Origin of the sequence: Pseudomonas sp. CC120222-01a, from assembly GCF_003097235.1 — a bacterium.
Classification (GTDB): domain Bacteria; phylum Pseudomonadota; class Gammaproteobacteria; order Pseudomonadales; family Pseudomonadaceae; genus Aquipseudomonas.
This window is the reverse complement of sequence record NZ_QEQQ01000009.1, coordinates 67,055-78,392: the sequence shown is the minus strand read 5'-3', so window position 1 is coordinate 78,392 and position 11,338 is coordinate 67,055. Positions and strand designations below refer to the sequence as shown.

Annotated in this window: 10 protein-coding genes; 9 read left to right on the top strand and 1 reads right to left on the bottom strand. The window is 64.1% G+C overall.

Features of this window, described 5'->3' with window-relative positions:
- Positions 1 to 105: 105 nt before the first annotated feature.
- The 9 genes from gltR (at position 106) to N430_RS13620 (ending at position 10,465) form a co-directional block, all read left to right on the top strand.
- On the top strand, positions 106 to 831 hold the full coding sequence (gene gltR / locus N430_RS13660) for a two-component system response regulator GltR (protein WP_110637383.1): 726 nt from the start codon (positions 106 to 108) through the stop codon (positions 829 to 831).
- A complete protein-coding gene (locus N430_RS13655) occupies positions 812 to 2,266 on the top strand; it encodes an ATP-binding protein (RefSeq protein ID WP_110637381.1) in 1,455 nt (484 codons plus the stop codon). Before gltR ends, N430_RS13655 begins: the two co-directional genes overlap by 20 nt.
- A gap of 101 nt (positions 2,267 to 2,367) precedes the next feature.
- Positions 2,368 to 3,618 (top strand): AGE family epimerase/isomerase, encoded by a 1,251-nt coding sequence (locus N430_RS13650; RefSeq protein ID WP_110637379.1) that lies wholly within the window; start codon positions 2,368 to 2,370, stop codon positions 3,616 to 3,618.
- Between the two features lie 104 nt (positions 3,619 to 3,722).
- The gene (locus tag N430_RS13645; RefSeq protein ID WP_110637377.1) at positions 3,723 to 5,009 is read left to right on the top strand and encodes an ABC transporter substrate-binding protein; all 1,287 of its coding nucleotides are present in this window, start codon (positions 3,723 to 3,725) and stop codon (positions 5,007 to 5,009) included.
- Positions 5,010 to 5,203: 194 nt separating this feature from the next.
- Entirely contained in the window at positions 5,204 to 6,112 is a 909-nt protein-coding gene (locus N430_RS13640) for a carbohydrate ABC transporter permease (protein ID WP_110637375.1), read from the top strand.
- Positions 6,105 to 6,950 carry a carbohydrate ABC transporter permease gene (locus tag N430_RS13635; protein ID WP_110637373.1) on the top strand — a complete coding sequence of 282 codons (846 nt, stop codon included), beginning with the start codon at positions 6,105 to 6,107 and terminating at the stop codon, positions 6,948 to 6,950. Before N430_RS13640 ends, N430_RS13635 begins: the two co-directional genes overlap by 8 nt.
- 3 nt (positions 6,951 to 6,953) lie before the next feature.
- A complete protein-coding gene (locus N430_RS13630) occupies positions 6,954 to 8,108 on the top strand; it encodes an ABC transporter ATP-binding protein (RefSeq protein ID WP_110637371.1) in 1,155 nt (384 codons plus the stop codon).
- Positions 8,109 to 8,149: 41 nt separating this feature from the next.
- Positions 8,150 to 9,493 carry a carbohydrate porin gene (locus N430_RS13625; RefSeq protein ID WP_110637369.1) on the top strand — a complete coding sequence of 448 codons (1,344 nt, stop codon included), beginning with the start codon at positions 8,150 to 8,152 and terminating at the stop codon, positions 9,491 to 9,493.
- 117 nt (positions 9,494 to 9,610) lie between these two features.
- Complete coding sequence (locus N430_RS13620; RefSeq protein WP_103445509.1) at positions 9,611 to 10,465, top strand: D-hexose-6-phosphate mutarotase; 855 nt, start codon at positions 9,611 to 9,613, stop codon at positions 10,463 to 10,465.
- Here N430_RS13620 and hexR read toward each other — a convergent pair.
- Complete coding sequence (gene hexR, locus N430_RS13615; protein WP_177326722.1) at positions 10,458 to 11,321, bottom strand: DNA-binding transcriptional regulator HexR; 864 nt, start codon at positions 11,319 to 11,321, stop codon at positions 10,458 to 10,460. The two genes, N430_RS13620 and hexR, sit on opposite strands and share 8 nt — an antisense overlap.
- Positions 11,322 to 11,338: the final 17 nt, after the last annotated feature.

Here is an 11,338-nt window from a genome sequence, read left to right as displayed (position 1 = left end):
GGTTCTACGCCAGACCATGTGGGAGCGGGCGTGCCCGCGAAGGGGCGCGAAGCGGCCCCAACAGCAGGCGACGAAGACCTGTGACAACAATGAGGGCGGGATACCTTGAGCACTGCCGGAAAGTCCATCCTGATGGTCGACGACGATCAGGAAATTCGTGAACTGCTGCAAACCTACCTGAGCCGGGCCGGCTTCCAGGTCCACGCCGAGGCTGACGGCCAGGGCTTTCGCCGCGCTTTGGAAAACACCCCCTGCGACCTGGTGATCCTCGACGTCATGCTGCCCGACGAAGACGGCTTCAGCCTGTGCCGCTGGGTGCGCCAGCACCCGCGCCAGTCAAGGGTGCCGATCATCATGCTGACCGCCAGCTCCGATGAAGCTGACCGCGTCATCGGCTTGGAGCTGGGTGCCGATGACTACCTGGGCAAGCCGTTCAGCCCACGTGAACTGCAGGCGCGGATCAAGGCCCTGTTGCGCCGCAGCGAGTTCGGCCAGGCGGCGCCGGTCAGCGCCGTGCTGGCCTTCGATGACTGGCGTCTGGATACCATCAGCCACCGCCTGTTCCACCGCGATGGTGAAGAGGTGATTCTGTCCGGTGCCGACTTCGCCCTGCTCAAGCTGTTTCTCGATCACCCGCAGCAGATTCTTGACCGCGACACCATCGGCAACGCCACCCGCGGCCGCGAGCCGATGCCGCTGGACCGCATCGTCGACATGGCGGTCAGCCGCCTGCGCCAGCGCCTGCGCGACACCGACAAGCCGCCGCGGTTGATCCGCACCGTGCGTGGCAGTGGTTACCTGCTGGCTGCCCATGTCTGCTGCGCTTCCTGAGCGGCGCTGGCGCCTGCTGCCGCGCTCGCTGCTGGGGCGCATGCTGCTGCTGACCTTGCTCGTGGTGCTGTTGGCCCAGGGGCTGTCGAGCCTGATCTGGGTCGCCCAGCTGCGTGCCAGCCAGTTGCAGGGCCTGCGCGCCAGCGCCGGCAGCCTGGCCCATTCCATGAGCGCCAGCGTCAGCTACTTCCGCTCGTTGCCGGTGGCCTATCGGCCGATGGTGCTAGATCAATTGCGCAACATGGGGGGGACGCGCTTTTTCGTGTCGCTCAACGACAAGCCGCTGGACATGCCGGTGTTGCCCATCACGCCACGCAAGCAGGCGGTGATCGACGTGTTCCAGCAAGTGCTGCACGAACGCCTCGGCGAGCAGATGGAAATCACCGTCGAATTCGTCGCTCCCGATGACCTGCGCATCTTCAACAGTGGCTTGAAGCTCGATGAGCTGCCGCGCTCGTGGGCCCATTACTCGCTGACCCTGGAGCCGCTCAACCCGCCGGTGCTGGTGACCCAGATCCGCCTGGGCCAGGGCGAATGGCTGTATATCGCCTCCTTGCTGCCCGAGCCCTACACCAGCCTCGAATCCGAACGCCTGCCGCGTCAGCAGATCGGCTTCATCGTCCTGACCACCGCCTTGTTGCTGTTGTTCATCGGTTTGCTGGTGCACTGGCAGAGCTGGCCGCTCAAGCGCCTGGCACGCGCTGCGCGTGAACTGTCGTTGGGCGCGGATGTTGCGCCGGTGGCCGAGGGTGGCGGCAGCGAGGTGGTCGAAGTGGGGCGGGCATTCAACAGCATGCGCGAGCGCATCAGCCGTTACCTGACCGAGCGTTCCCAGTTGTTCAGCGCCATTTCCCACGACCTGCGCACACCCATCACGCGCTTGCGCCTGCGTGTGGAACTGCTCGAGGACGAACGTCTGCAGGCCAAGTTCAGCCAGGACCTCGACGAGCTGGAGCTGCTGGTCAAAGGGGCCCTGCAGTGCGTGAAGGACACCGACATCCACGAAAACATCGAGCCGGTCGACCTCAACCAGGTACTGGAGATTCTCGCCGAGCCGTACCTGGGCGATGGCCGTATTACCGTCGAAGGGTGCGCCATGTCACCGTACCCGGGTAAGCCACTGGCCCTGCGCCGTTGTATCGGCAACCTGATCGACAATGCCATCAAGTATGGCGAGCGGGCACACCTGCGCATCATCGACAGCGCCGAGGGCTTTGCCTTGCAGGTGGATGACCAGGGTCCCGGCGTGCCGCAGCAGCAGATGGAGCAGGTGTTCGAGCCGCATTTCCGCCTGGCCGGCAAGCAACAGGGCTACGGGCTGGGCCTGGGCATCGCGCGCAATATTGCCCATAGCCATGGCGGCGAGGTGAGCTTGCTCAACCTGCGCGAAGGTGGCTTGCGAGTGACGCTCTATCTGCCAAGAGGTGCGGATTGAGCGGTGTCACAAGTTGGTGACACAGCCGCCCCCCTTTGTGACATCCCGGCCAGGACGGCTGGCTAGACTTCCCCGACGACACGCAAGGAACGCGCTATCCCATGAAGACCCCCGATCTGGCCCCCGGCAGTTGGCTGGGCTCCACCGTGCATGCCGCTTGGCTGCAGGCAGAAGGGCAACGCCTACTGGCGTTTGCCAGGGCTTCGCAGCTGCCTGACGGCTTCGGCAGCCTCGATACAGAGGGTTGCCTGCAGCCCATGGCTGGCAGCGAAACCCTGCAGACCACGCGCATGACCCACAGCTTCGCCCTGGCTCATCTGCAAGGTGTGCCCGGCTACCTGCCGTTGGTCGAGCACGGCGTCACCGCCTTGCGCGGTGCCTTGCATGACACCCGTCACGGTGGCTGGTTCGCGCGCCCGCAAGGGCAGGGCGACAGCACCAAGGCCGCCTACCTGCATGCCTTCGTCGCGCTGGCTGCGAGCTCTGCAGTGGTTGCGGGCGCCGTGGGTGCTCAGGGGCTGCTGGTGGATGCCATTCATACCCTCGAAGCGCGGTTCTGGAGCGAGGAACAGGGCGCCTTGCGTGAGTCGTTCTCCAGCGACTGGCAGCAGGCGGAGGCCTATCGCGGCGCCAACAGCAACATGCACGCCACCGAGGCATTCCTGGCCCTGGCCGATGTCACTGGCGATACGCTGTGGCTCGATCGCGCCCTGCGCATCGCCGAGCGCATCATCCACATTCATGCCGCAGCCAACGACTATTGGGTCGTCGAGCATTTCGACGCGCACTGGCAACCACTGCCGCACTACAACCGCGATGATCCCGCCGACCACTTCCGACCGTTTGGCACCACGCCTGGCCATGCCTTCGAGTGGGCGCGGCTGCTGCTGCATCTGGAAGCTGCTCGCGAACTGGCCGGCCTGCACGCACCGTCATGGCTGCTGGAGTGTGCCCGTGGTCTGTTCGACAGTGCCTGCCGCGATGCCTGGAGCGTCGATGGCAGCCAAGGCATCGTCTACACCCTGGACTGGGACAATTGCCCTGTAGTGCGCGAGCGCCTGCACTGGGTGCACGCCGAAGCCTGTGCCAGCGCGGCGGCTTTGCTGCGCCGTACTGGCGAAGCGCAGTACGAGCGCTGGTACCGTTGCTTCTGGGGCTTCATCGACTGCCATTTCATCGACCGGGTAGCGGGTAGCTGGCACCACGAACTCGACCCGGGCAACCGGCCTGCCGCGACCATCTGGGCGGGTAAACCGGATCTCTATCACGCTTATCAGGCAGTTCTGCTGCCGGGTTTGCAACTGGCCCCCAGCCTGGCGACGGCCATTTCGCGTTATGTAACCAAACGATGACATTCGCGCATCGCTTCGTTACCTGACGATGCGGGCGCGCTGATTAGACTCCATGCAATGCAAGCGACCGACTTGCCCGGCATAACAACAAGAAAGGTACTCCGATGAATTCCACTCTCCGCCTCGCCGCCGCGATCTCCCTCGCCTCGCTCCTGCCGCTCAGTGCCTCCGCCGCCGAATCCAAAGGCAGCGTCGAAGTTGTCCACTGGTGGACCTCCGGGGGTGAAAAAGCGGCTGTCGATGTGCTCAAGGCCCAGGTCGAGAAAGACGGCTTCACCTGGAAGGACGGCGCTGTCGCCGGTGGCGGGGGCGCCACGGCCATGACCGTGCTCAAGAGCCGCGCAGTGGCGGGCAATCCGCCTGGCGTCGCGCAGATCAAGGGGCCGGACATCCAGGACTGGGCCGCCACCGGCCTGCTCGACGCCGATGTGCTCAAGGACGTCGCCAAGGAAGAAAAGTGGGATTCGCTGCTCGACAAGAAAGTCGCTGACACCGTGAAGTACGACGGCGACTATGTCGCGGTACCGGTCAACATCCACCGCATCAACTGGTTGTGGATCAACCCAGAGGTCTTCAAGAAGGCCGGCATCGACAAGGCACCGACCACCCTCGACGAATTCTACGCCGCTGCCGACAAGCTCAAGGCTGCCGGTTTCATTCCACTCGCCCATGGCGGCCAGCCCTGGCAGGACAGCACGGTCTTCGAGAGTGTGGTGCTGGCGGTGATGGGGGTGGAGGGTTACAAGAAAGCGTTGGTCGATCTGGACGAAAAAGCCCTTACCGGCCCCGAGATGGTCAAGTCGCTCGCCGAACTCAAGAAAGTCGCCACCTACATGGACCCTGACGGCAAGGGCCAGGACTGGAACCTCGAAGCAGCCAAGGTCATCAACGGCAAGGCCGGCATGCAGATCATGGGCGACTGGGCCAAGAGCGAGTGGACCTTGGCCAAGAAGACCGCCGGCAAGGATTACCAGTGCGTGCCGTTCCCCGGCACTGACAAGGCATTCCTGTACAACATCGACTCGCTGGTGGTGTTCAAGCAGAACGACAAGGGCACGGCTGCCGGCCAGCAGGACATCGCCCGCAAGGTCCTGGGCGAGGACTTCCAGAAGGTCTTCAGCATCAACAAGGGCTCGATCCCGGTGCGCAACGACATGCTTGCCGACATGGGCAAGTACGGCTTTGACGCCTGCGCCCAGACCTCCGCCAAGGACTTCCTCGCCGACGCCAAGACCGGCGGCCTGCAGCCGAGCATGGCGCACAACATGGCCACCACGCTGGCCGTACAGGGCGCCTTCTTCGATGTGGTGACCAACTACATCAACGACCCCAAGGCCGACCCGGCCGATGCGGCGAAGAAGCTGGCGGCGGCGATCAAAGCAGCCAAGTAAGCGACTTCAAGGCTTGCGCGGTCTGGATTGTGGGAGCGGCCTTGCGTCGCGAAAGGACCGCAGAGCGGTCCCCAAACCAGGCAGCGCAGTCCTTTCAGAACACTTCGCTCATCCGGCCCCGGGGCTGCTACGCAGCCCTTTCGCGACGCAAGGCCGCTCCCACAAAGAGTGCGGCAGCGCCTGAAAGGTGACCCATGACAACAGCAACCGCCCAACTGCGGGCTTCCCCCCTGGACGCTCTGCAGCGCTGGCTACCGAAACTGGTGCTGGCGCCGAGCATGTTCATCGTCCTGGTGGGCTTCTACGGCTACATCCTGTGGACCTTCGTCCTTTCCTTCACCACCTCGACCTTTCTGCCGACCTACAAATGGGCAGGCCTGGCGCAGTACGCCCGGTTGTTCGACAACGACCGCTGGTGGGTGGCAAGCAAGAACCTGATGCTGTTCGGTGGCCTGTTCATCGCCATCAGCCTGGCCATCGGCGTGCTGCTGGCCGTGCTGCTGGACCAGCGCATCCGCCGCGAAGGCTTCATCCGCACCATCTACCTGTACCCCATGGCGCTGTCGATGATCGTCACCGGTACCGCCTGGAAATGGCTGCTCAACCCCGGCATGGGCCTGGACAAGTTGCTGCGCGACTGGGGTTGGGAGGGTTTTCGCCTGGACTGGCTGATCGACCCTGACCGGGTGGTGTACTGTCTGGTGATCGCCGCCGTATGGCAGGCCTCGGGCTTCATCATGGCGATGTTCCTCGCCGGCCTGCGCGGGGTCGACCCGTCGATCATCCGCGCCGCGCAGATCGACGGTGCCAGCCTGCCGCGCATCTACTGGACCGTGGTGCTGCCCAGCCTGCGCCCGGTGTTCTTCAGCTCGCTGATGATTCTTTCGCACATCGCCATCAAGAGCTTCGACCTGGTGGCGGCGATGACCGCCGGTGGCCCGGGCTACTCCTCCGACCTGCCGGCGATGTTCATGTACTCCTTCACCTTCAGCCGCGGCCAGATGGGCATGGGCTCGGCCAGTGCCATCCTGATGCTCGGGGCGATCCTCGCGATCCTCGTGCCGTACCTGTACTCGGAACTGCGGAGCAAGCGCCATGCATAGCCTTTCGGAAAAACCAGCGCTGAGCCTGAGCCGCATCGCGATCCATGCGGTGCTGCTGATCGCCGTGCTGCTCTACCTGGTGCCGCTGGTGGTGATGCTGCTGACCAGCTTCAAGTCGCCGGAAGACATCAGCACCGGCAACCTGCTGAGCTGGCCCGCCGTGATCACCGGCATTGGCTGGGTCAAGGCCTGGGGCACGGTCAGTGGTTACTTCTGGAACTCGATCATGATCACCGTGCCGGCGGTGCTGATCTCTACCACCATCGGCGCGCTGAATGGCTACGTGCTGTCGATGTGGCGCTTCCGCGGCTCGCAGCTGTTCTTCGGCCTGCTGCTGTTCGGCTGCTTCCTGCCGTTCCAGACGGTGCTGCTGCCGGCGTCGTTCACCCTCGGCAAGCTGGGCCTGGCCAGCACCACCACTGGCCTGGTGCTGGTGCACGTGGTCTACGGCCTGGCCTTCACCACGCTGTTCTTCCGCAACTTCTACGTGAGCATCCCCGATGCCCTGGTCAAGGCTGCGCGCCTGGACGGCGCCGGCTTCTTCACCATCTTCCGCCGCATCATCCTGCCGATGTCGACTCCGATCATCATGGTCTGCCTGATCTGGCAGTTCACCCAGATCTGGAACGACTTCCTGTTCGGCGTGGTGTTCTCCAGCGGCGACTCACAGCCGATCACCGTGGCCCTGAACAACCTGGTCAACACCAGCACCGGGGCCAAGGAATACAACGTCGACATGGCGGCGGCGATGATCGCCGGCCTGCCAACCCTGCTGGTCTACGTGGTGGCAGGCAAATATTTCGTCCGCGGGCTCACGGCCGGCGCGGTCAAGGGGTAAGTCATGGCAACGCTCGAACTTCGCAATGTGAACAAGACCTACGGCAGCGGCCTGCCAGACACGCTCAAGGACATCCAGCTGTCGATCAAGGATGGTGAATTCCTGATCCTGGTCGGCCCCTCGGGCTGCGGCAAGTCGACCCTGATGAACTGCATCGCTGGCCTGGAGAACATCACCGGCGGCGCGATCCTCATCGATGACCAGGACGTCAGCGGCATGAGCCCCAAGGATCGCGACATCGCCATGGTGTTCCAGTCCTACGCGTTGTACCCGACCATGAGCGTGCGCGAGAACATCGAATTCGGCCTGAAGATCCGCAAGCTGCCGCAGCCGGCCATCGATGAAGAAGTGGCGCGGGTGGCCAAATTGCTGCAGATCGAGCACCTGCTCGCACGCAAGCCGGCGCAGCTGTCCGGTGGCCAGCAACAGCGCGTGGCCATGGGCCGGGCGCTGGCGCGGCGGCCGAAGATCTACCTGTTCGACGAGCCGCTGTCCAACCTCGATGCCAAGCTGCGGGTCGAGATGCGCACTGAAATGAAACTGATGCACCAGCGCCTGAAAACCACCACGGTGTATGTCACCCACGACCAGATCGAGGCCATGACCCTGGGCGACAAGGTGGCGGTGATGAAGGACGGCATCATCCAGCAGTTCGGCACGCCGCAGCAGATCTACAACGACCCGGCCAACCAGTTCGTCGCCAGCTTCATCGGCTCGCCACCGATGAACTTCGTTCCAGTGCGCCTGGCCAAGCAGGATGGGCGCCTGTTGGCGGTGCTCGACAGCGGCCAGGCACGCTGCGAACTGCCGTTGGGGCCGGCCAATGATGACCTCGACGGTCGCGAGATCATCCTCGGCATCCGCCCCGAGCAGATTGCCCTGGGCGCAGGCGAGGGCAACGGCCTGCCGGGTATCCGCGCCGAAGTGCAGGTGACCGAGCCCACCGGGCCGGACTTGCTGGTGTTCGTCACCCTCAACCAGACCAAGGTGTGTTGCCGCTTGGCGCCGGACATCGCCTGCCGGGTAGGCGACAGCCTGAACCTGCAGTTCGACCCGGCACGGGTGCTGCTGTTCGACGCCGACAGCGGCGAGCGTTTGCACCTGGCCAGCAGCAATACCGCCGTAAAGGACAACGTGGCTCACTTCAAGGGCCGCTAACCCGTCTACACCATCAATAAGAAAAAAGAGGACGCAAAGGGATGGAACAGCGCAATCGCATCAGGACCTTGGGTTCACTGGCCCTGCTCGCCGTGGTCGGCAGCAGCGGCGTGCAAGCTGCCGAGGCATTTTCCAGCGAGTCGAAATGGATGACCGGCGATTGGGGCGGCACCCGCACCGAATTGCTGGACAAGGGCTACGATTTCACCCTCGACTACGTGGGCGAGGTGGCCGGCAACCTGCATGGCGGCTACAACGACGACAAGACCGCGCGCTACAGTGACCAGTTCGCCCTTGGCGCCCACCTGGACCTGCAGAAGATCCTCGGTTGGCACGATGCCGAGTTCAAGCTGGCGATCACCGAACGCAGTGGCCGCAACCTGTCCAACGACCGCATCAGCGACCCGCGCGCCGGGCAGTTCAGTTCGGTGCAGGAAGTGTGGGGCCGTGGCCAGACCTGGCGCCTGACGCAGATGTGGGTCAAGCAGAAGTACTTCGACGGCGCGCTGGACGTGAAAGTCGGCCGCTTCGGTGAAGGTGAGGATTTCAACAGCTTCCCTTGCGACTTCCAGAACCTGGCCTTCTGCGGTTCGCAGGTGGGCAACTGGGTCGGCGGCATCTGGTACAACTGGCCGGTCAGCCAGTGGGCACTGCGGGTCAAGTACAGCATCACCCCGGAATTCTTCGTACAAGTCGGCGCCTACGAGCAGAACCCATCGAACCTGGAAACCGGCAACGGCTTCAAGCTCAGTGGCAGCGGCACCAAGGGCGCAATCCTGCCGGTCGAGATGGTCTGGTCGCCCAAGGTCAATGACCTTCCGGGTGAATACCGCCTGGGTTACTACTACAGCACGGCCAAGGCCGATGACGTGTTCGAGGACGTCAACGGCAACCCGCAGGCGGTCACCGGTCAGGACTTCAAGTCGCATTCGAGCAAGCACGGCTGGTGGGTGGTGGCGCAGCAGCAGGTCACCGCCCATGGCGGCGACATCAATCGCGGCCTGAGCCTGTTCGCCAACTTCACCGTGCATGACAAGGCCACCAACGTGGTCGACAACTACCAGCAGGTCGGCCTGGTCTACAAGGGCGCCTTCGATGCCCGGCCCAAGGACGACATCGGTTTCGGTGTGGCGCGCATTCATGTGAATGACGATGTGAAGAAGCGTGCCGAGCTGCTCAATGCCCAGAGCGGTATCGACGACTACGACAACCCAGGTTTCGTGCCGCTGCAGCGCACCGAGTACAACGCCGAGCTCTACTACGGCTTCCACGTCACCAACTGGCTGACCGTGCGGCCCAACCTGCAGTACATCAAGAGCCCGGGCGGTGTCGACGAAGTGGACAACGCGCTGGTCGCAGGTTTGAAGATTCAGTCGTCTTTCTAAGCCCACTTGTTGTAAATTTACGCCAATCCAAATTCGGCTCCCGGCACCCACTGGCTTGCAGTGGTTGTCGGGGATAGGCCGAGACAGCGCTATCTCAAACAACAAGAGCCTGGAACCATGCCCGAACATCCGCTACATCGCTTCTTTTCCTCGCAGCGGCCGCGGCCGACATTCGAGTGGGAGCGTTACCAGCAGCGCGATGTGCTGATCATCGACCATCCCCGATGCCAGGCGGTGTTCAGCCGCCAGGGCGCGCAACTGCTGCACTTCCAGCCGGCCGGCGAGCGGCCCTGGCTGTGGTGTGCCGAACAGTGGCCGCAAGTGGGTGCCATTCGCGGTGGCGTGCCGGTGTGCTGGCCCTGGTATGGCCGCCACCCCAGTGAAGACCTGTGGCCGGCCCATGGCTGGGCACGCTTGCTGGACTGGAAGCTGGTGGACAGCCGCGAGGACGAGGAGGGCGTCAGCCTGAAGTGGCGGCTGGACCTGTGCGACTGGCAGGTAGACCTGCACGCCAGGCTCGGTAACCGCATGGAACTGAGCCTGAGCACCGAGCACCAGGACAGCGAACCTTGCCAGCTGAGCCATGCGCTGCTGGCCTACTGGCGTATCAGTGACGTGTCCGAGATAGCGCTGTCTGGGCTTGAGGATATCGAAGGCTATGACCGCCTGAGCCGCCAGGCCTGCCGTGAAGACGGCGCGCTCAAGCTCAAGGGCGGCTGCCAGAAGGTCTACCCGGGCACGCCACGGGTGCAGTTGCAGGACCCGGCCTGGGAGCGGGAGCTGTGCATCGACACGGGTGACAGCGATGACACCGTGGTCTGGCACCCGGGCAACCGGCCGCTGATGGGCGTCAGCGGCCGTGAGTGCCAGGGCTTCGTCTGTGTCGAGGCGGCCAGCGGCAGTGGCGAGGGCCTGAGCCTGGCGCCGGGGCAGCGTGCACACCTGCGCTTGCAGGCGCACCGGCTCAGTTGAGCTCGTCGTCCTCGATCGGGTAGCGGCTGGCGTTGAGGCTTTCCTTGATCTTGCGCAGGTGCGGCTGGAAGTCCACGCCGCGGCGCAGGGTCATGCCGGTGGCCAGCACGTCGAGCACGGTCAGCTGGATGATCCGCGAAGTCATCGGCATGTAGATGTCGGTGTCCTCCGGCAGCGGGATGTGCAGGCTCAGGCTGCAGGCCTGGGCCAGCGGCGAGCCGGCAGCGGTCAGGCCGAGCACCGAGGCGCCGTTTTCCCGGGCCAGCCGTGCCACTTCGACCAGTTCGCGGGTGCGCCCGGTGTAGGAGATGATCACGAACAGGTCGCCGGTGTGTGCCACCGAGGCCAGCATGCGTTGCATCAGCACATCGGCATGAGCCGATACCGCAAGGTTGAAGCGGAAGAACTTGTGCTGGGCATCGAGGGCCACTGGCGCCGAGGCGCCGAGGCCGAAGAAGTGGATCTGCCGGGCCTGGATCATCATGTCCACGGCGCGGCTGACCTGTTGCGGGTCCAGTTGCTGGCAGGCGCTGTCGAGCGAGGCGATGGCGCTGCCGAAGATCTTCTGGGTGTAGGCTGCCGGGTCGTCGTCGGCTTCCACCGCGCGGCTGACGTAAGCCGCGCCGCTGGCCAGGCTCTGCGCCAGTTGCAGCTTGAGCTCCGGGTAGCCGCTGACGCCGAACGAACGGCAGAAGCGGTTGACGGTCGGTTCGCTGACCTTGGCTGCCTGGGCCAGCGCGGCGATGCTGAAGCGGGTGGCTTGTTGCGGGTTGAGCAGGATGACTTCGGCGACTTTGCGTTCGGCCTTGTTCAGCTCGTCGAGGCGTCCCTGGATCTGTTCCAGGAGGTTTCGCACGCGGTCCATGGGTGTGT

Excerpts from the sequence above, each read along its gene's own strand:
- N430_RS13655 (WP_110637381.1), top strand. The coding sequence starts at position 812 with ATGTCTGCTGCGCTTCCTGAGCGGCGCTGGCGCCTGCTGCCGCGCTCG.
- N430_RS13645 (WP_110637377.1), top strand. The coding sequence starts at position 3,723 with ATGAATTCCACTCTCCGCCTCGCCGCCGCGATCTCCCTCGCCTCGCTC.
- N430_RS13625 (WP_110637369.1), top strand. The coding sequence starts at position 8,150 with ATGGAACAGCGCAATCGCATCAGGACCTTGGGTTCACTGGCCCTGCTC.
- N430_RS13635 (WP_110637373.1), top strand. The coding sequence starts at position 6,105 with ATGCATAGCCTTTCGGAAAAACCAGCGCTGAGCCTGAGCCGCATCGCG.
- N430_RS13620 (WP_103445509.1), top strand. The coding sequence starts at position 9,611 with ATGCCCGAACATCCGCTACATCGCTTCTTTTCCTCGCAGCGGCCGCGG.
- N430_RS13640 (WP_110637375.1), top strand. The coding sequence starts at position 5,204 with ATGACAACAGCAACCGCCCAACTGCGGGCTTCCCCCCTGGACGCTCTG.
- N430_RS13650 (WP_110637379.1), top strand. The coding sequence starts at position 2,368 with ATGAAGACCCCCGATCTGGCCCCCGGCAGTTGGCTGGGCTCCACCGTG.
- N430_RS13630 (WP_110637371.1), top strand. The coding sequence starts at position 6,954 with ATGGCAACGCTCGAACTTCGCAATGTGAACAAGACCTACGGCAGCGGC.